General features: G+C 39.5%; 21 protein-coding genes, 4 pseudogenes and 1 riboswitch. Of the genes and pseudogenes, 7 read left to right on the top strand and 18 right to left on the bottom strand.

Translation table 11 applies throughout. The annotated features are described in order from the left end of the window. Positions 1-99: 99 nt before the first annotated feature. From LG307_RS03635 to LG307_RS03625, 3 genes are read right to left on the bottom strand one after another with little or no spacing between them, the layout of a single operon-like run. Positions 100-453 (bottom strand): YxeA family protein, encoded by a 354-nt coding sequence (locus tag LG307_RS03635; protein WP_404448213.1) that lies wholly within the window; start codon positions 451-453, stop codon positions 100-102. Continuing rightward, entirely contained in the window at positions 453-2,315 is a 1,863-nt protein-coding gene (locus tag LG307_RS03630) for an FtsX-like permease family protein (RefSeq protein WP_404448211.1), read from the bottom strand. Before LG307_RS03630 ends, LG307_RS03635 begins: the two co-directional genes overlap by 1 nt. After that, complete coding sequence (locus tag LG307_RS03625; RefSeq protein WP_404448208.1) at positions 2,302-3,069, bottom strand: ABC transporter ATP-binding protein; 768 nt, start codon at positions 3,067-3,069, stop codon at positions 2,302-2,304. Before LG307_RS03625 ends, LG307_RS03630 begins: the two co-directional genes overlap by 14 nt. Before the next feature lie 186 nt (positions 3,070-3,255). On the opposite strand from LG307_RS03625, the gene LG307_RS03620 reads away from it, so the two are divergent. From LG307_RS03620 to LG307_RS03610, 3 genes are all read left to right on the top strand, one after another. Beyond that, a complete protein-coding gene (locus tag LG307_RS03620; protein ID WP_404450368.1) occupies positions 3,256-3,966 on the top strand; it encodes a response regulator transcription factor in 711 nt (236 codons plus the stop codon). Between the two features lie 10 nt (positions 3,967-3,976). Next, positions 3,977-5,356 (top strand): sensor histidine kinase, encoded by a 1,380-nt coding sequence (locus LG307_RS03615; protein WP_404448206.1) that lies wholly within the window; start codon positions 3,977-3,979, stop codon positions 5,354-5,356. Between the two features lie 177 nt (positions 5,357-5,533). Then, positions 5,534-6,403, top strand: coding sequence for a cation diffusion facilitator family transporter (locus tag LG307_RS03610; protein ID WP_404448203.1), 870 nt, complete (start codon positions 5,534-5,536; stop codon positions 6,401-6,403). Positions 6,404-6,444: 41 nt separating this feature from the next. On the opposite strand, the gene LG307_RS03605 is transcribed toward LG307_RS03610, so the two are convergent. The 4 genes from LG307_RS03605 to LG307_RS03590 all read right to left on the bottom strand — a co-directional run bounded on the left by LG307_RS03605 (position 6,445) and on the right by LG307_RS03590 (position 8,551). Continuing rightward, a complete protein-coding gene (locus LG307_RS03605) occupies positions 6,445-7,011 on the bottom strand; it encodes a hypothetical protein (RefSeq protein WP_404448200.1) in 567 nt (188 codons plus the stop codon). After that, on the bottom strand, positions 7,008-7,286 hold the full coding sequence (locus LG307_RS03600; RefSeq protein WP_404450367.1) for an autorepressor SdpR family transcription factor: 279 nt from the start codon (positions 7,284-7,286) through the stop codon (positions 7,008-7,010). The genes LG307_RS03605 and LG307_RS03600 overlap by 4 nt, the downstream gene beginning before the upstream one ends. 218 nt (positions 7,287-7,504) lie before the next feature. Next, positions 7,505-7,918 (bottom strand): VOC family protein, encoded by a 414-nt coding sequence (locus tag LG307_RS03595; RefSeq protein WP_404448197.1) that lies wholly within the window; start codon positions 7,916-7,918, stop codon positions 7,505-7,507. A gap of 210 nt (positions 7,919-8,128) precedes the next feature. Beyond that, entirely contained in the window at positions 8,129-8,551 is a 423-nt protein-coding gene (locus tag LG307_RS03590) for an Lrp/AsnC family transcriptional regulator (protein ID WP_404448194.1), read from the bottom strand. 155 nt (positions 8,552-8,706) lie between these two features. Here LG307_RS03590 and LG307_RS03585 point away from each other — a divergent pair, with 155 nt between their 5' ends. Next, a complete protein-coding gene (locus LG307_RS03585; protein WP_404448191.1) occupies positions 8,707-9,156 on the top strand; it encodes a GNAT family N-acetyltransferase in 450 nt (149 codons plus the stop codon). Between the two features lie 131 nt (positions 9,157-9,287). Here LG307_RS03585 and LG307_RS03580 read toward each other — a convergent pair whose 3' ends face one another. Then, positions 9,288-10,580, bottom strand: coding sequence for a hypothetical protein (locus LG307_RS03580; RefSeq protein WP_404448188.1), 1,293 nt, complete (start codon positions 10,578-10,580; stop codon positions 9,288-9,290). A 154-nt stretch (positions 10,581-10,734) separates the two neighbouring features. Here LG307_RS03580 and LG307_RS03575 point away from each other — a divergent pair. Together LG307_RS03575 and LG307_RS03570 are read left to right on the top strand one after the other, a co-directional pair. Then, positions 10,735-10,801: pseudogene (locus LG307_RS03575) on the top strand (hypothetical protein); the annotation flags it as partial. A 72-nt stretch (positions 10,802-10,873) separates the two neighbouring features. Then, positions 10,874-10,975 (top strand): annotated as a pseudogene (locus LG307_RS03570) (hypothetical protein); the annotation flags it as partial. A gap of 135 nt (positions 10,976-11,110) precedes the next feature. Here LG307_RS03570 and LG307_RS03565 read toward each other — a convergent pair. Next, entirely contained in the window at positions 11,111-12,205 is a 1,095-nt protein-coding gene (locus tag LG307_RS03565) for an L-dopachrome tautomerase-related protein (protein ID WP_404448185.1), read from the bottom strand. Positions 12,206-12,629: 424 nt separating this feature from the next. On the opposite strand from LG307_RS03565, the gene LG307_RS03560 reads away from it, so the two are divergent. Further along, positions 12,630-13,724 carry an endonuclease gene (locus tag LG307_RS03560; RefSeq protein WP_404450366.1) on the top strand — a complete coding sequence of 365 codons (1,095 nt, stop codon included), beginning with the start codon at positions 12,630-12,632 and terminating at the stop codon, positions 13,722-13,724. A gap of 93 nt (positions 13,725-13,817) precedes the next feature. Here LG307_RS03560 and LG307_RS03555 read toward each other — a convergent pair whose 3' ends face one another. From LG307_RS03555 to LG307_RS03515, 9 genes and pseudogenes are all read right to left on the bottom strand, one after another. Next, positions 13,818-14,702, bottom strand: a complete 885-nt coding sequence (locus tag LG307_RS03555; RefSeq protein WP_404448182.1) for a 5'-methylthioadenosine/S-adenosylhomocysteine nucleosidase — start codon at positions 14,700-14,702, stop codon at positions 13,818-13,820. Positions 14,703-14,863: 161 nt separating this feature from the next. Beyond that, a riboswitch (purine riboswitch) is annotated at positions 14,864-14,966 on the bottom strand. 210 nt (positions 14,967-15,176) lie between these two features. Continuing rightward, entirely contained in the window at positions 15,177-15,653 is a 477-nt protein-coding gene (locus LG307_RS03550) for a hypothetical protein (protein WP_404448180.1), read from the bottom strand. Positions 15,654-15,655: 2 nt separating this feature from the next. After that, a complete protein-coding gene (locus tag LG307_RS03545; RefSeq protein ID WP_404448177.1) occupies positions 15,656-16,090 on the bottom strand; it encodes an SMI1/KNR4 family protein in 435 nt (144 codons plus the stop codon). Positions 16,091-16,156: 66 nt separating this feature from the next. Next, the gene (locus tag LG307_RS03540) at positions 16,157-16,471 is read right to left on the bottom strand and encodes a hypothetical protein (protein WP_404448174.1); all 315 of its coding nucleotides are present in this window, start codon (positions 16,469-16,471) and stop codon (positions 16,157-16,159) included. A 129-nt stretch (positions 16,472-16,600) separates the two neighbouring features. Then, the gene (locus tag LG307_RS03535) at positions 16,601-17,071 is read right to left on the bottom strand and encodes an SMI1/KNR4 family protein (protein WP_404448171.1); all 471 of its coding nucleotides are present in this window, start codon (positions 17,069-17,071) and stop codon (positions 16,601-16,603) included. Positions 17,072-17,112: 41 nt separating this feature from the next. Continuing rightward, the gene (locus LG307_RS03530) at positions 17,113-17,553 is read right to left on the bottom strand and encodes an SMI1/KNR4 family protein (RefSeq protein ID WP_404448168.1); all 441 of its coding nucleotides are present in this window, start codon (positions 17,551-17,553) and stop codon (positions 17,113-17,115) included. Between the two features lie 5 nt (positions 17,554-17,558). Beyond that, positions 17,559-17,999, bottom strand: a pseudogene (locus LG307_RS03525) (hypothetical protein); the annotation flags it as partial. An 855-nt stretch (positions 18,000-18,854) separates the two neighbouring features. Continuing rightward, a pseudogene (locus LG307_RS03520) lies at positions 18,855-19,445 on the bottom strand (T7SS effector LXG polymorphic toxin); the annotation flags it as partial. 273 nt (positions 19,446-19,718) lie between these two features. Beyond that, on the bottom strand, positions 19,719-20,021 hold the full coding sequence (locus tag LG307_RS03515) for a hypothetical protein (RefSeq protein WP_404448165.1): 303 nt from the start codon (positions 20,019-20,021) through the stop codon (positions 19,719-19,721). Positions 20,022-20,161: the final 140 nt, after the last annotated feature.

Genomic DNA, 20,161 nt, shown 5'->3' with positions numbered 1-20,161 from the left:
AATATTTATACATAGAACTTTTATTTCATAAGAGGAGAGGGGACAGGCACGGCGACCCAAGTGGGTCGCCGTGCCTGTCCCTATGCTTCTTCCCATTCCTTAACCTTCCCCCACAGCCCTTTGGTATTCCTCAAAGGAAACTTCGTCATAGGATGATACGTTGTTGTCGTTGGTTAGGTATAGCATGAGATAGGCTTCTTCACGCAGTTCCTTGATTGCGGAGAATTCTACTTCTATCATCCTTCCGTCTTCATGATAGGCGGGTAGTGTGTACCAGTAGGTGGTCATGATTTCACCGGAATCCAACTTCATTTCTTCTACAGAAGTAGGCTTTGTAATTTGAACATATGCATTGTCTTTTGCTAGTCTATTGAAATCAACATTTGTCAAAACAAGGGCGATTCCAACAAGAAGTACGAACATACCGCTAATAAAAATAAAGAACTTTTTCATCAAGATTCCCCCAAATAGTGTTGTTGAATAGTTTTATTAAAGCCTCTAACCGTCACAAAATAGTAAATGGTATAGATAACGCTGTATGCAAACATCCAAAGGACGACAGGTACGAGCAGGTTCATCATGAACAAGTTAGAAAATGCGGTCAGCGCAACAGCACCATGAATAAGACCTAATACGAGCGGTGCCGTAAAGATAACTGCCACTTGATTTCGAATGGTGCGTTTTCGTTCTCGGGTTGAAACGCCAAGCTTATGAAGCATCGCATATTTTTCTTTATCTTCTTCCGCTTCTGTCATCATTTTGAAAAAGATGATACTTCCGGTCGCTACTAGAAACACCAACCCTAAAAAGCTACCAACAAACAGTAGTGAGCCAAATGCTTCAATTGACTCTTTATAATCCTTTGTGGCACTAGAAAAATTCTCAGAAACAGGTGAAGCCTCTAATTGCTCTGACAAAGTCAGTTGATTTTTGTAATCCTCAACCTGCACCGCTTGAAAAGTACGCTCATCAGATGCGATGCGGCTATACTCCTCATCTGTTACGACAACCGTGATGCTTCCAAAGGAAAAGGTATTTAATAATGCTTTGTCATATTGCTTGACGATGGTATGCTCCTTTTCATCAATGACAACCGATTCCTGTTTGAATGACCACCTTTCATCATAAAAAGCATCAATCAGTAGGATTTCGCCTTCCTTGATGGAATGCAAATCAGCCCATTCCAGATAGCCAGCAACCCTTTCAAACGTAGACTGGCTGATGACCGAATACTCCCTTTCATATCCATCCTCTGTCACACGGATTGCTTTACTTGTTATGGTATCTTCATGCTCGATTACACTAGTATCAATCGCAATTGCGTCACCTTCCCACATAAAGGTGAACGGCGCATTCTCCAGGACACTTTTTTCCGCATTATAGTAAATGCCAAAGACAGCCCCACCTGCAGTGATGGTAGTTGCACTCAATATAGCGATGATCGTAAGGGTCTTGGCATTGCCACGAATCCTGTACAGCAACTGTGAAACAGTCATTAGATTAAGCCCTTTCCAAGCCCAAGCTTCCCTCTTTTGCAAAAAGGACAATATATAAACCAAAACGCTATGAAAAATAAGCCCAGAGCCAATGACGGTCAAAGCGATAATGACTATGGGCATTGCTAGTCCAAGAGTACGCCATGCTTCTGATGTCAAAAGATCCTGAAGAGCGAGCCAATACGCACCAGTTAAAGCGCCAACTCCCAATATTGCTGGAATAATCCGTGCCTTTGGTATTTCCTCTCCCTTTTTTTCAGCATGGAAAAGATCAATTAGCTTAAATTGATACATAACACGATATCCTTGCAACGACGTAAATAGAAAAATAATGAAAAACACCAACAACGTATTCAGTACGGCGTCCATAGAGAAAGCAAAACCGACCGTCATGTCTATATTCATTAATTTCATCAAGATCAACAGTAGGAAACGGGAAAGTAAAAAGCCGAGTCCGATTCCTACCACTAGCGACAACAAGCCTATCACCATGTTTTCAAAAAAGAGTAAAAATCCAATCGAACGTTTACGTACACCCAATAAAGAATAGAGGGCTACTTCTTTTTTTCTCTTTTTCAAAAAAAATGAATTGGAATAAATAATAAAAATTGCCACAAATATCATTAATACAAAGGCGGAAGCACTCATGATTCCTTGTATTTGCTTCGATGTTTCTGCAAGGGCACTAATGTCCCCGCTATATTTAAGCGTCACAAATGTGAAGTAGATGACGATGGAAAAGATGGTGGTACCAATATAAAGGGAATAGCTCTTTACATTACGTTGAATATTCTTTAAGGCTAAATCAAATAACGTCATGCACGTCACCGCCCAATGTAGCGAGCTCGCTTAATATACGTTGAAAAAACTCTTTACGCGACTTTGTTCCGCGATATAGCTCCTTAGATAATTCACCATCTTTTATGAACAAGATTCTGCGACAATAACTGGCTGCATACGCATCATGCGTCACCATCATGATAGTCGTCTCCTGTTCTTCATTAAGATTACTTAAGCTTGTAAGTAAATCGGATGCAGACTTGGAATCAAGTGCACCTGTTGGTTCGTCTGCAAAGATTAGTTTCGGATTTGTCACAAGGGCACGACTTGCGGCAGTCCGTTGCTTTTGCCCGCCTGACAGTTGATAAGGATATTTATCTAACAAGGGTGAAATGCCAAATGTATCTGCCATCGCCTCTACCCTTTCCTTAATTTCAGCTGCCGGCTTTTTTGCAATCGCTAATGGCAGCAAAATATTTTCCCTTACTGTTAGGGAATCCAATAAATGATAGTCCTGAAAAATGAACCCTAAATGATCGCGACGAAAATCTGCAAGTGCTTCATCCTTCAGCTTTGAAATATTTTCTTCTCCAAGGAAAATATCTCCCTTGGTTGGTGAATCAATTGTCGCCAAAACGTTTAACAAGGTGGATTTTCCGGCACCAGACGGGCCCATCACCCCAACAAACTCCCCAGGATGAATCTCAAATGAAATATCCTGAAGCGCGTTAAAGGTATTTGCTCCTTTTCCATATATTTTTTCTACTTTATCAACCACTAATAATGGTTCCATTTATATGCACCTCTTTCGTATGTCCTAACTATACCGAGCCAACCTTACATCAAGATCAACGGTACCTTACAAAATCCTTAAATTATCCAAGACAGGTGGAAAAGCATACATTTAGTTCAGGCATTGATTTATACTAATAGAAACGAGATGTCAGTAAAATTAGAGTTAGAGGAGGTGCTTGAGGTGATGGACAAACCACGAATATTAATAGTGGATGATGAAAAGGATCTTTGTACATTAATTAAAACCGCATTGATAAAAGAAGGATTTTCTGAAATAAGAATGGCTGGGACTATTAATCAGGGGTGGGAAGCGTTCAACGACTTCCATCCTAATATCGTCATCCTGGATGTCATGCTACCTGATGGTGAGGGTTATGATTTATGCAAAAAAATACGGGAGATTTCGCGGGTACCTGTGTTATTTTTATCCGCCAAAACAGAAGAAGTCGATAAAATTTTGGGGCTGGCAATTGGGGGCGATGATTATATTTCAAAACCATTCAGTCCAAAGGAAGTCGCGTTTCGAGTAAAGGCTCAGCTTCGACGTGCAGGCTACAGCACGGTTGGTGCATCCACTTCCAACAAAAATGAAAAAGTGATTTCCGTTGGTTCCTTTTCTATCAATCATGAGGAAACAGAAGTGATGAGAGATGGGAAGATGCTAGAATTGACCGCCAAGGAAGTTGGGTTAATGGCATGCTTTATGAGAAATCCAAATCATATTCTTAGTAAAGAGACACTTTTTAATCAAGTGTGGGGGGAAGAATTTTACGGTGCAGACAATACATTAACGGTACATATCAGACGTTTACGTGAAAAAATAGAGGATACACCGTCCAAGCCAACCTATATCATTACGGTAAAAGGACTTGGTTATCGATTCATCCCAAAGTAGGTGAGCACTTGTGAAATGGAAACTGACCGGGCGTTATTTAGTATCTGTTCTCATTATTGTCTTTATTGTGATCTTTATTAACACCGTAATACTTATCGGAATGTTCATTCAACAGCAAAATCAAGGGATGGATGAAGTTTCAAGTCATTCCGGTGAGGCGTTTTCCCGTCATTTCAACAAGTACTTAGTGATGGAAAACGGGCAGCCTGCCGTTTCAGAAGAAGGGATGGAAGCTCTGCAATCTTTTGGGGCATGGATTCAAATACTTGATGCCAACGGGCATGTCGTCAACTCTTCCCTAGCTCCAGCAAATGCTCCTGACCACTACAGTCCTTTGGAACTTATCCATATTTATAAATACATGGATGATGAGTTTGTCACGTATTTTATTGGTGAGTTTGAACCCTATGATTATCTAATTGGAGTTCCAAACTCTAAAGAGGAGCGAGTCGTCTTCATGCTTGAAGCTGAGTCTCTTTTCGCTTTTCTTTCTAAAGCCATCCTTGTCATTCTTATCGTGGACCTACTCATTGCATCCATTGTAGGGTTACTGTTCAGTACTATATTAACAAAGCCAATAACAAGGCTGATCGACCGTATAACGCAACTGAAAAAGCGTAATTTTTCCGTATTGGAAATGAAGAGAATGGGTATTTTCAAACCTGTATTCGCCAATCTAAATGATGTATCCAAAACCCTCCAAGCCCATGAAAATGAACGAACTAAACTTGAAAAATTAAGAGATGATTGGATCACCAACGTTTCTCATGATTTAAAAACACCACTTGCTTCCATTAGGGGATATGCGGAGTTACTCTGTTATCAGGATTTAACACGAGATGAGCGATTGGAATATGCGGAAGTCATAGAACGTCAATCCATTTATATGAAGGATTTACTCGATGACTTTAACCTCACGATAAGATTGAGGAATCAAGAGATGCCCCTAAATTTAGAAGAAACACGGGTGGAGAGCTTTGTAAGAGAGATTGTAATCGACCTATTGAATGACCCCCAATTCGGCAAATACAATATTTCTTTTGAGAGTTTTTCACCAGAATCAAAATGGAAAATGGATCGCCATTTAATGAAGAGGGCGATACTTAACTTTGTTTATAATGCGCTCATCCATAATGAGAATAATATCGAAGTAAGCATACAAGTTATGTCAGACGGCATTGTAATTTCCGATACCGGAAAAGGAATCCTACCACACGACTTAGAGCATATTTTCGACCGATATTACCGTGGAACAAACACCCAAAACATTCGTGGCACAGGACTTGGAATGGCCATCGCAAGAGATATCATCGAGGCACATGGCGGAAAAGTAAGCATAACAAGTGAGCTTGGTATCGGAACTACCGTTAAGGTGCTGATGAGTAAGTAGGGACAGGCACGCTGACCCACAGTGGGTCGCCGTGCCTGTCCCCACAACCCAAAACTTTCCCTCATTCAACTTATTTGCAAGCCTCCCATTCATATACCATAGGGCAAAAAGGTTGCTCTAGACCCACTCGATTCTCGCTTGCTATTATATGTAAGTGCAAATCAGGGAGGAAAAATAATGGAACAAGAAAAATATAATAATCTCAAATTGGGTGAACGCGGAGCTATCATCAGCATCATTGCATACATATGTTTGTCCATTTTGAAGCTAGTGGTTGGGTATATGACGAATTCCGCTGCCCTACAAGCAGATGGGCTAAACAATGCGACCGATATCATCGCATCTCTTGCAGTTCTGATAGGACTTAAACTATCCCAACGTCCTCCTGATAAAGATCATGGATATGGTCATTGGAAAAGTGAAACCATCGCCGCTATGATTGCTTCTTTTATTATGGCTGTAGTCGGAATTCAAGTGGTATTGGAAGCTTTCCGCACTATGTTTGAAGGTGGCAAGGAAGCCCCAGATGTGCTGGCAGCCTTTATTGCTTTCTTTTCAGCTGTGATCATGTATTTCGTATATCGCTATAACAAAAAGCTTGCCATAAAAATTAAAAGCAAATCCGTAATGGCAGCGGCAAAAGATAATATCTCCGACGCGTGGGTGAGTATTGGGGCGGCAGTCGGGATAGTCGGCTCGCAACTTGGTATGCCTTGGCTTGATACCGTGACCGCCATTATTGTTGGACTATTAATCTGCCATACCGCATGGGGGATTTTTCGTGAAGCTTCTCATGAACTGTCAGATGGATTTGATGAGGAAAAGATACATCACTATCAAAACATCATCCTACAACTTAATGGAGTAAAAGGTGTGAAGGATATCCGAGGGCGAAACTACGGAAACAACGAAGTCATTGATGTCGTCATTCTCGTAAAATCCACCCTAGATATTGTAGAAGCACATGACATCGCAACTCGCGTGGAAACAATCTTGATGACGGAACACGGCGTTCATGATGTGCATGTACATGTGGAGCCAAACTAGGGTCGAGGGGACAGGCACGCTGACCCACCTCCCCCCTTCTGCTAGGCTTTTACCAAGACAAATACAGATGTAACTAACGTACAAGCCAAAACAGTCAAAAATCCAACCAATATGAGATGCTGCGGAAGAAAAGCGCACACTAACATGGCAAGTCCTCCAATAATTAGCGGACGCGAGAAAGGTCGCAATCCCTTGTTCCAAACGGTATGAGTTGATTTAGTGTATTCTGAGGATGCAGGAGGAGTCTCTAGTTGAAATCTTGGGAGTGTATTGGCAGTGGCAATAAAGACAAGTCCCACACCAATTGGAACAAGCATCATGATAGGAAATCCACTATCCATAAGATAGAAAACCAAACCAATATGAATAATGGTCAGAACCAGTATCAAAACAAAAATTATACTTTCCAATCCCTTTTGATACCGTTCAAACGTTCTTTGTTTTGGTATTGCCATAAAGCTTATGATAACCAACCCCATCGCAAATGGAATGCTGAATAAGGTAACAACCGTGCTTTGATCCGCAGCGTTTAGTCCACCCATTGACACTACATAAATGCTCACAGCAAAAGAAACGACGACTAAAAAGAAAACACCCAACTTTTTCACTTATCATTTTCCCCCTTTGATAGTGACTGAAATTGAACAACCCACTTCAGCACTTCTTGAAATACAGTTGCATTTAACGAATAGTACACATACTGACCCCTTTTCAATGCATATACCAAACCAGCATTTTTCAAAACAGACAAATGCTGCGAAATCCCAGCCTTGCTCATCTCAAAATGGTCTGCAATTTCACCTGCAGTTAAATCCCCCTCCTTCAACAAATCCAATATTTTTCTTCTATTTTCATCGGATAACGCTTTAAACAATCCATTGATGCTCAACTACTTGACCTCCACCTTAAATATTTAAGTAATTACTTAACTACTTAAATTACAACCAAATGGTTTTTATTGTCAAGGGAAAGAATCAAAGGGACAGGCACCGTACCCCACCTACAAATGGGTAATGGAACCTGTCCCCTTACACTACCTGGGAATTTTTCCACAACAAAAAAATGCCTTCAGATTACGAAGACATTCTATTAAAAGACTTATTATTCTCCATAATTCAATTGCCAGTGCACGCCAAATTTATCTGTGACTTGCCCGTAAAGCTTGCTCCAGAAGGTTTCTTGCAGTTCCATGTCTACTTTGCCGCCTTCTTTCAATTGTTCAAACCAGGAAGTTAAGTCATCTGTGTTGTGACTTACCAAAGCCAGTGTAACATTGTTGCCTTGAATATATTCTTGCCCTGGGAAGGTATCGGAGAACATCACATTGCTTCCATCTATAGAGAGACGGGTATGCATGATGCGTTCTTTCGCCTCCTCTGGAAGTGGATAATCCGGATGTTGCGGGCTTTCGCCAAAAGTCATAATCTGCGGTGCCTCTGTTTGAAACACCTTTGCATAAAATTCAACCGCTTCTCTACAATTCCCATCAAATACAAGATAAACATCTACAGACATACTCTTCACCCCTAGTATTTATTGTATACCATTCTATTTTATCCGAATATGCTAGTAATAAATACTTCTACTAATCCCTTTTTCCAATAAATAATACATCCCCCCTACCAAATACCCTTTTTGCTAGACTTCCATAAAATAATAATAGAGGAAAGAGAAGTGAATATATGAAAACGTACCACTACAAACGGGTCGAGGAACCTGTCCCCTCTACACCAAACTCTTAAACTCCACCACCGAAGACAATTTAATCAACGTCGAAGGCTCACCAAATGGCAATGTAGCGTCAATAAATTCCTCAAGCTCTTTAACCGACTGCCCCACCACCTTCACCAAATAACTGTACTGCCCTGCCAGTCTATGGCACTCCACCACCACCGGATGCACTTTGCAAAAGTCCCTGAACTTCTTCCCTTGTTTGGTATCAAATAGAATAAAGGCTGTCACATTCTTATCAAGTTTCTCTGGGTCCACAATCGCCCTGTACCCCTTTATCACTTCTTTATCTTCCAACTTTTTTACTCGCTCATTGGTTGCCGGGGTGGAAAGCCCAACCCTCTTCCCCAGTTCAGTCATCGACATTCGAGCATTTTCTTGAAGATGACGGAGGATACTTTGATCTATCTCATCCAAGGTCCTTTCCTCCTCGCGAATAAAATTTAAAGTAATTAACTATTATTATAATAAAATAGCATGAATTTTTTGCCAATAACCTTTAAAAGTTTATGTAAATAAAATAATCCACCCTATAAAATATAACTAACTAAAAGTAAGGGGGATTACGACAAATGGAGATCTATCAAGCTACCATGAAAGACCTAGAAGGAGCTGCAAATTTATTTAATATGTATCGTACTTTCTATCAACAAACACCAGACTTGGACGGGGCTACGGCTTTCATAAAAGAACGCTTAGAAAACGGGGATTCTGTTATTTTCGTTGCAAAATCTAACCATGAATATATCGGATTCACCCAACTCTACCCCACCTTTTCATCCATATCCATGAAACGAGCGTGGATTTTAAATGACATGTTTGTAGATGCTAATGCCAGACAACAAGGAGTCGGGGAACAAATTTTACAAAAAGCAAAGGAGTTTGCTAGTCAGACAGGTGCTAAAAGTATTACGTTAGAAACAACACCAGATAATGAAGTAGCTCAAGGTTTATACGAAAGAAACGGCTATAAAAAGGACGATGAGTTTTATCATTATTACTTGGAACTTGAAATGAGCTAAAAAAGCAATTAAGACGGAAAAATGCTTATTACTCTTACTGCTCCACTAACACAAAGAGACATGTCACTTAGACATGTCTCTTTGTAATTCGTTACCAATACTAAATGGGTCCTCGTGCCAGTCCCCTCTACCTACTTCGCCGTTACAGACAAGATACTCGTTGGCTGAACGTCCAAAGTCAATACAGTTTCCACTTTTTCACCGTTCACTAGCAAAATGTTATTTTCAACAGGATCTGTAACCACAACACGGTCCTCCATCAATGCTATTGTTGGATAAACCGTACCATGTCCGTGTCCTTCCACTATCTCAAATGCATCGACGACCTTCACCTCTGATTTGATTTCACCTCTTGCCAAATCGATTTGGTATAGAACTCCGTCAATCCCAAGAACATATCCATCTCCCGTTCTGCTTACAGCCATCGCACCAGTATACGGTGTGCCGATGTCCATCGTCTGGAGCGACTTGTCGACAGTGTTGATGATGGTGACATTTGTATTTAATTCTGGATTGTCTTTACTGCTGTAATTTCCTAGCATATAAAGGCTGCCGTCGTCACTCTTAATCGTACCGACACGGGCTCCCTCATCCGGCAAGGTCAGCTCCAGGCCTTCGTTGTCGTGAGAAGAGTAAAGCAAAACTTGCCCTTCACAGCCGAAAGCCACTATTTCATCTTCCTTTGATCCACTAGAGGCTTCTCCGTGTAGACCAGGGCAGGAATCAAAGCGAGAAAGTTCTTTGCCTTCTTTGTCATAGATGATAATACCTTCTGGCAATGTTTGAGGATCATGTTCATCTGTGTAAGAAACGGCGTAATTTCCATTTGTTAATGGGACCGCCACTCCGTGATGTTCAATCCCGGGAATTGTTAATAGCGGGGTTGGCTTTGTTTCTGTTTTTAAACTTACATTCGTATAAATTTCAGTGGAGCCATCTCCATCATAGAAGATTGCGGTCTTACTACCATGGCCCGTAAAATGCGTTGGTTCTTCCCCATTGATACTGTATGTAGATAAAGCTGGTTCTTCTGCATTTGTATGGCCGTGGTCCCCATGGTCCTCTGTCCATACTCCGAGATCAAGGAGTTTTATTACCCCTTCTTCCCGATTATTCAGGAACGCATGACGATGATCCGCTGCAAGAGCAATAGCACTCGTGCCTGTTTCCAACGTTTCCATGATGGAGAAATTACTGTCCGCGATAATGACGCCTCCATCATATCCTATTGCCACTCTTGTTCCATCTACCTCTTCATTGCTATCTTCTTCGTGGTCGTGCTCATCATCCTCGTTTTCATGCTCTTCTTTTACTTCCGTTTTGTTTTTTGATTCTGGTTTCTCTGAAGTTGCCGAATTACCACTACACCCTGCAACTAGAAGCATTGCAAATACTAATAAAATAATTGCCTTTACGTTATTCAATTTTTAATCCTCCGCTCTACAAATAGTAATAATTACGATTTGTATATTACCCTTCCTCTTTGGTTTCGTCAATACTTTATTTTAACGGTGTGTTAGTGTTATGTTGATTTATTGCAATTTGGCTGTAAATTAGAATTGGATAATCAAAAATATGACTGGCGGTTATCCAGGGGGGACAAGCTGAATATTTACGTGTTCCCTTTGCCAATATCACTCACTTTTAGATACCAGAAACCTGTGAAGAACCTGACGAAAAAGTCGTGTTTAAACCTTAAGGAAGGAAGTATGAAAAAATGAACTACACCTTGCATGAACTTCTTGAGGTCCATGAGATGGCTGCATTTAAGACCAATTGTCTGACTAAGTCCAAAACGATGAAGGCGTTAGTTACAGATCAGCAAAAATAGGACCAGTTTAGGATTACCAACCTATACTGTTCCTACCAAACTAAAACTGATTTTAATATACGATTTCCACCTTTTATGACCAAAATTTTTTACAATTACAAATTCGGAATTTATTTTGTATTATCAAATGGTCGGAGCAGGCAATTCACCAATTTTTATACGAAGTAAACTATAGGGTTTTTCTCGCAGGTCTTTTCCATAATGAAATCTTGCCTGCCGATGTAATTGGTTCACAATGACATATAAGTATTCATCCGGACCAATCGAAAAAGTATCCGGCCATAATATTCTTGGGTCATGTGCAATGGTTTCCATTGTGCCATTCGGCCATATTTTTCGAATACTATTATTCTCATAATCTCCAGCATAAACGGTACCTTTTATATCTGTAATCATTCCATCAGATGCACCTTTTTCTCCCCAATACTCCACATGATAAGGTAAATCCTTGTCCGGTATACTTCTGTCTCTCAGGGCTTCTGTCGGGATCGAGAATAGATGACGACTTGTTAGTGGACAAAAAAACAATACCTTTCCATCAGGAGAAATCGCTATACCATCAGACGCCAATCTAAATGGAGATGTTGAACCATCTTTGTTTCGGTTCATCAAAATTTCACCTTCTACTTTCGGTATAAAATATGGATCAGGTGAAGTTGAATTTGCTCCATTTAATCGTCTAAACGCGTTTCCATTTTCTAAATCTACAACGATAATAGCTCCTGGTCCTTTGGAAGATGAATCCGTTATATAGGCATAACCCGCTTTTCCAACACGAAAATCAAATCGGACATCATTCAGGTAAGTTGTTGGCAGGACAACATCTTCTGTAAAGGTATACACTCTTTTAATTGTATTGGTTTTTAAATCAACTGCGACTAATTTTGCCCCACCTTTAATGGGTTCAGAAAAATTGGGTGCCGCTGTATCTAATACCCAAAGCATTCCCCTTCCATCCGCAACTACACTTTGGACACTGATGAAACTCATTGTGATATTCTCAGGGTTAACCAAATTGGTTTGTAAGTTAGGATAAGGCTGCAATTTATCCTCAACAATTTCCGCAACCGTAAATTTAACATCATCTCCCCATTTCGGAAAACAAATGAAACTACGACCAGTTTCCGAAACACTAACACCTGTAGGCATAGCCCCAAAAAATTTATAAACCAATTCTAACTTACCGAAATATTTTTCAATAGGCAGTATAGATTTCATGAAATCCTCCTCAACCATTTAAAACGGGATATCACCTATATATGATTAATATTTTTTCTAGTGCATGTTCTTTATCAAATTTTCTATTATGAAAAAATGATTAAAAAATTGTTTTCGAAATAAAATTTATTTTGAACACTGCTCGGTCCCTAGTGACTTTCTGGATGTGTAAATCCCCACCTAAAAACAATAACATGTCCCCAGACACACACGGCACGGCTTTTTTACGCATGCTAAAAGCCTCATTTATCTCTGTTTACACAATTTTTACACAATTTTTAGACCTCCTGTTGTACGCTATTTATGTAACGAAGCAACCACGAGGAGGAGAAACGGTTTGAATCAATTAAACAAAAAAGTTAGAGGCTTATTTATTTTCCTATTTGCTTTTACCCTTGCATGCTCCCACGCCGTACCTGATAAGATGAGCGCTGCTGGCTCTGGTACATGGACCTCTCCGTTTACTGTCAGCCAAGCAAACTCCAATCAAAACGGTTCTGCTAAAACGGTCGAAGGTTATGTAGTGGGACAACCGACCGCAACCAATACGGTTGTTACGAGCAATTTCCCTAACGACTACGCTTTAGCATTAGCTGACAGCCCGACTGAAACAAGCACATCCAATATGATTTATGTTCAAATTCCATCTTCCTTCCGTTCAGGCTATGGATTGAAGAGCAACCCAGACCTTATGGGAAAAAAATTGAAGGTTACTGGTTCTTTATCCGCATACTTCTCTCATTCAGGTATCAAAGAACCTTCTGCATTTGAGGGAGTTGATGGAGGGACAACGGACCCTACTGACCCTACCGATCCAACGGACCCACCACCAAGCTACGATCAGTATTACAGTTCTGCAGAAGGTAAAACAGGATCCGCATTGAAAACAGCCCTGCATAACATCATCGACGACCATCAGACTCTATCCTATAGTGCAGTGTGGGATGCGTTACGAAATACAGATGAAGACCCAGCAAACCCAAATAATGTTCTTTTACTGTATACCGGCCGTTCGCAATCCAAATTCACAAATGGAGGCGGAGTAGACGACTGGAACCGCGAGCACGTTTGGGCAAAGTCCCATGGTGACTTCGGTACCACACAAGGACCTGGAACAGACCTTCACCACCTGCGCCCAACGGATGTCACCGTAAACTCCTCCAGAGGAAATCTCGACTTTGACAACGGTGGAAGCCAGCATCCGGAAGCACCAGGAAACTATTATGACCATGATTCTTGGGAGCCGCGCGATGAAATAAAAGGCGACGTAGCACGCATGATTTTCTATATGGCGGTTCGCTATGAAGGAGACAGCGGGGAACTAGATTTAGAGATTAATAACAACGTAAACAACGGCAGTGCCCCTTACCACGGCAAACTGTCCGTCCTGCTGCAATGGCACGCAGAAGACCCAGTGGACGCAAGAGAAATCCGCCGCAACAATATCATTTTCGAAAACTACCAAGGAAACCGCAATCCATTCATCGACCACCCGGAATTTGCGGAGATGATTTGGTAGGACGGTATACAAGGACATAAAAAGCCCTCATTTCATCGTACAGAAATGAGGGCTTTTCAACAGAATGGTTCTTTTTCATAATTCTACTTTACATCACTCACCATCCAACGTGGAGATGTATTCTTTCACCACTTCATACACATATCCTTGGTTGGCTGCTGCTGTTTCCGGGTTGTATTTGCCTCCGTTTACTTTGTTATTGGAGAGTATTCTTATTCCTAAAAATGCGATATCATACGCATCCGCGATTTGAGCAGCTGCTGCTCCTTCCATTTCTTCTACGGATGTGCCGTATTTTTCATGGAACCACTTAATTCGATCTACTTCATTATTCCACACATCTGCAGAGCCGATTGTCCCCTGAACAATTTTCCCCTCCGTATATGTATCTACTACGGCATTGGCAGCTACGAGCAAGTCTTTGTCTCCCTCATAATAACGAATCTTTTCTGCATTAGGATCTTCCCCTGCACTTCCTTCAGAAGCCATTAAGTCCATCGGCTTCCATACAGTTGGATCAATTCCTTGGTTTTCATCCTTATCCGCTGTCTTTAATGAACCAAGGTTGGTCGTTCTTTCTCCTAAGACGATATCAAATACGTTTAGATCCGCGTCATGTCCGCCTGATGTTCCTTGGTTGATGATGGCAATTGGATTATATCTCTCAATGGCAACCGCAGTAGCTGCTGCCGTATTTTCCATCCCTTTACCGGTTTTTGCAACGATAACCGGATAGTTATCTAACGTTCCTATGTAAAATACAAACGATCCTGATTTCTCTTCCTTCACGTTCTCCAGTCTATCTGCAAACTTCTCTGCTTCAATTGGCATCGGCCCTTGAACCATGATCGGCCTTTGCGTCTCCTTTTCCTTACCTGCTGCTGACTGAGTCGTAGAACTGCAACCTGCAAATACCGACACTAACAGTACCGCAATCAATGTTAATGAAGCGAATTTTCTTACCATCATGTTTTTCATACGTAATCTCTCCTAAGTAGTATTTTCTTGCTGCTCTGGTCAAAAGAAAAAGGCCTAGAAAATAGAATAATTTCTACCCTCTACACCTACGATTTCAAGTATAAATAACGACGCAGGCATATAAACCTGCATCAAAAGTTGGAATCAGCAAATAAGCTGATTTTCCCTATACTTTAAATCGTAGTCCAGTTCTTTCATGGGAACCGGGTAGAGACACTCAGACCATATTACCGAGTATATACGAGTAAATATTTAGTTTTACTACTTTCCTAATATAACAAATGGACATGGGATTATCAACTAAAATACGAATATTAATTAAATATACCTAATTTAATGTTCGTTTTTTGGTGATTTTACCAATAGAAATAATGTTATTTTCTCTACCTTTTACTCCAAATGACTATTTGTTAGACAAAAAAGCTTGAGGATCATGACCCTCAAGCCAAACACAATTATAAAAATATTCTGCACTTATGAGTGTTTTAGTCTAGTAATATCACAATTATCTATTGAGAGTTTCTCCAAAAACTCTAATGCCTTTTGAGTCACCACTAATTCTCCTTTTAGCGATAAAGAGAAATGATATCCTGACCAATTTTTAAAGCTCTCCCCTTCCATTTCTACTGTTCCAAGTGGAATAAATCTAGTAAAAGAAGGTAGCTCTCTATTAGGATACAATTCCTTAAATTCATCAGAAGTCGTTATTAAACAATCTTCAAGTTTATAGTCTCTAAATTCGCTCTTTAACAGTTCATTTTTTAGATTATGAGAAATGATGAAGGTAGGTGTTGACTCTATAAGATCGTCTCCTCGCCAGCCTTCAAACTCATAATGCAAAAATTTAACCTGACCGGATATGCCATCATTTTTCACATTTTCTTCGGTTCCATATATTGTTTGTTCACCATGGCCACCAGAAACTTCTGGTTCTAGAAAATACAGTATCATTTTTACTCCATATCAATATAATATCTGTCGTCTTCCATTACTTTCTTCAAAAACTCTTCTAAAGAATCAGCTATTTTTATCTCGTCGTAATAGATTGAATTATCTTTCTCCTCACTCAAATCAATTAATAAAAGTGCACTTTCATTTGCTTCAAAAAATATTAATTTTCCATCTTCAAGTTCTTCATATGCTTCTATATCAGGATAAAATTCAAAATCATTCACTTTTAATCTGGCATCTCTTATAGAAGCTGGTCCCATAATACGATTGATATTATATTCTGATTTTTTCAAGAATCCATATCCCACTTCTATAAGGAATTCTCTTAACTCAGTAGGAAATTTCAAGCCAAGGGTTGATTCAACTTCTTCTATTTCTTTTTCATTTACAGGGAAAAACTGATTGTCTACTTGGTTTTTAATAAAATTATATCTCATAAATTTGTTCCAAACTTTCTTAAAGATTGGTTGAGAATTTCTTATTCCGAAGTTTTCTGATTATTTTTATTTTTTATACTCTTGTGCCACAGATAATAACTTGTCTCCAAGTTTTGAATGTATATCCCAAGAATCTACTATTTGTCTAGTATAAGTGGGGTAATACTTTTCGGGAGATAACTCCCCCTTCATTTTACATAAATCATTAAATATAGATTCTAGTTGCACTTTCGAGGGTATCTCATTACTATCTATCAACCCTTCTCTTCTAGCCTCGATTTCTTTTGATAAGTCCTCTAAAACCTTATCTATTAAACTGATTACTTTGTTTTGCTGTCTTTCTAAGGTTCGATTAATTTTGTTCTGTCCATTATCCACCATTGATTCGCTCCTCCTATATATTGTGATCCAAATTGATATTGAGGTGCATCTCCTCTAGTTATCATTAGAGTACTAAGATGGTGGGGTAAGACAATTTCATTTTTTATTAACTAATCTAATTCAAATAGACTATTCAATTATATTTAGAAAATCACTAAAAGTATCCGCTACAGTGTACGTAACAGGATCAAACTCCCCGGACTCCTCATGAGACCACACACACACTGATGGAGCAAGTTTATTTCTTCTAAAATCTAAACAAACAAAGTCCCCTGCAAATATCGATGCTATTGGCAACACCTCTGCTCCTAAAAGATCTTCATTATCCGTTAGTCTTTCGCCAATTTGTGAGAAAACAACATCAATATCATAGACTCCATCTGGATGATTCTCGATATCATCCACCATACACAAAAATCTCTCTATTAAATAGTTTCGACTATTACAATCAAATGACGCTTCTTTAACTTTTACTCCATTATTAGCTTTGATAAATTCTATGAAAAGCTCTGGCAAATTAAGTCTCCAAAATCTTTCGTGCCTTTTTATTAACTCATCAGAAGGCAAAGGTGTTACTATAGTTTCTTGAAATAATTTCATGTAACTACCTCTTCTTCTTGTAGGTATGTTCAATAAAAGTCTTAATCAACCAGTAATTCCAAGTAATATTTATCATTTTCTTCTATTTTTCTTAAGAATTCTTCAAGAGAGTCTGCAATTTGAATATTATAATAGTAAACCGGATTTTTATCCTTTTCATTTAATCCGATTGACATTAAAGCTGATTCACTACCTTCAAAAAATATTAATTTATTACTTTCAAATTCATCATAGATTTCTATGTCGGGATAAAATTCAAAATCATTAACTCTTAAACGAAAATCCCTTACAGAATAAGGATCCATAATACGATTAATGGTAGACTCTGAACCTTTAATAAACCCGTAGCCAACCTCTATATAAAACTTTACTAACTCCTTAGGGAATGTTAAATTCAGTTCCGTCTCAACTTCCTTTATTTCGTTTTCAGTCACTGGATAAAAACTATTATTTTCGTTTTCCTTAATAAATTCGTAACTCATTTTTTTTATCTCCCTTTAAATAATGTATTTGCTGGTGATCCTGTTCCATGAATACCAGCTTGATGCTCATTTGGGAATTTTGCAGGATGAATATTCCACCACTCATGTTCTCCTCCAAAAGTATTTTCAATTATATGATGGGCATCATATTTATCTCCTTTTTTCCTAATTATTTTTCCTGTTTTTTCAGAAATAACATCTTGGTTATACACGGGCCACTTTTGTCCAGTATTTCCTTCCCATTCTTTAATGATTTTATTCTTTACTTTATCAAATTCAGCCCTATGCTTAGCTGTTTGTATTGGTGAAATTTTATTATACTCTTTACTTCTTAACGCTTCCTTCAACTTCTCTATTTGATTTTTAGGTAACTCTCTACCTGTTCGTCCTTCTATATCTCTAATATATTTTTTTATTAAATCAATATCTATCTTATTATTCTTACCCGCCTTAACCTCAATCCTATCAATAATTCCCTTCTTATTATCATTAAGTTTTTTATTAATATTTGCACTATCAATTGTATTATAAGGTCCCCCAGCAAGTGATAATTGCGATTGGTTGTTAGGAGGGAGGAAATCCTTCATGAGTTCACGTACTTTGTTGATCCCTGTAGTTTTAAGGGCTGTGGCAGCGCTTTTAATTGCAGCTTGTTGTGTCTTGATGGTGCCCTTGACTGAAGTAGAGAAGTCTTTAAGTTTGGCTTTCTGACTTTCTATCATTAGTTGCACTTTATGTTGCATTTGCCTTCCGGGACCGCCTCCCAGTTTTCCTAGCTTTCCGGCTTTCGCTATCTTTGGTATGGAGGTAATCCCTTTCCCTCCTGCCACGGTAGCAAGGGCATAGCCAAACCATTCTCCACGAGTCTCCGCAGTTCCGTAAACAACTTGATCATTAAATGAATCTATTAATGATTGGCCTATTTCCAGAAGTATTCCGGGGTCGTCCGCAACAGCTGCCACAAAATCTATTGTTTCAATAATTACTTCTACTGGTTCGGTTAGAACTCTTCCTGCAAATTCTACCGTTTCCTTGACGACAGTGAATCCACCCTTTAGAAGCCCTTTAGTAAAATCGACACCTGATTCTACTACTCCTTTCGGCTCCGGCCTCGCACAACTAGGGTTCACCCACTGATCAAACGCTACTGGGTGCCCCACCGAATAAAACACCCCAAGCTCCGGATAGTGCTGACTATTCCACCGCTGGATAACGGTCTGATTATAAAGCCGCGTCTGCAATTTCCCGTAAGCCTCCAGATCCTGAAGCATCACCGGCGAAAAGCTCTTCACATTTATCTTACCAGATTCAAACTGCTGGTTCATTTCCTCTATGTAACTCTTGATTAGCGACAAATCCTCGACTAAAGCAGTGAACGACTGGGTTTGTTGGTGATCGAACTGGTGCAGCTTGTACACCGTTTGCCTTGCTGTCTGTTTAGCTTGCTGGATGCCTTCGTGAAACTGGTGGTCCTGCAACCGGGGCAGATACACGATGTCACTGACACGACTGAGTTGGGCGTTCGTCTCCCCTGTCAGCTCGGTCACCATTCGGTTAATTTGATTTAATCCGTCCTCAAGTTCACTCGTCAGGAAGGACTCATTGATAAATCCGCGGGAATCCCCCTCCAGCCCGTCCATCTCAAATTGAAGCTGTTGAAGCTTCGATTGAAAGTTTGTGAGAAACGATTGGAAGAACTGCAAAAATGGAAGATGTGCGTATTCATAAAACCGTCTTATCGCGTTGGCACCCATACCGCGAAAGGAATCCTTTGAAGCGACAAAAGACCGAATACTATTTTCCACTCCATTTAATTGTTTTTCTAATTGCGACAGTTGCTGGGTCATCCCTCGTATTCCCTCATGCAGAGATGACACATCTAAAACCTTCATCATTCCCCTCCTCTCGCTATCTTTTTACAAAAACTGTATATACATAACTATCACGTTTCGACCTGTTAATAGATTTTCCTGCATAGATTTGCAAAATAAGAGATTTGACCTATGAAAATATTATAAGCAAAAAACGGGTACTACTAGGAAGTTGCTTACGGCGAAGCTTGGGAAATTGATGAATGGAATATGTTGGTGATTGAGGATGCGTGAAGAAGCTACAGGCACTGGTCTGTAGCTTTTATTTTATGACTTAAAAGCATTGAAGAGGGTTTAATAAAAGAAAAAGTAAGAAGCAAAGCATCCCAGAAGTATAGAACATGATGCAACGAAAAAGGGGTTTATGTAACTTATCTTTTCTTCATTAGAGGATGGAACATATTTTCCTAACCACTGTACCGCTACAGTGGCTGCTCCAAATGTAGAAGCACCACCACTATACGTGACAAAAGCAGCGATAATGCTTGTAATGAAGGCAACATTACTAAATCTAAAGTCAAAAAAGTGGGAGATCATGAAGATAATACCGAGTAAGACAGCTAAGGTTAAGAAAAAATAGAGAAAGAGCTTTTTCATTTGTATGAAACTCCTTTCTTAGTGGAAGTCATATTAGGTATTATACGTTTTAAAAGTAAAAAAGTTCCACAAGAAAAGAACAGAGATTAACAGTCAATTTAACGTTCAACCAAACATCCCTTTAATAGATTTAATAACCT

The organism is Sutcliffiella horikoshii (genome assembly GCF_044809035.1).
GTDB classification, from domain to species: domain Bacteria; phylum Bacillota; class Bacilli; order Bacillales; family Bacillaceae_I; genus Sutcliffiella_A; species Sutcliffiella_A horikoshii_G.
This window is presented reverse-complemented; position numbering and strand designations above follow the sequence as displayed.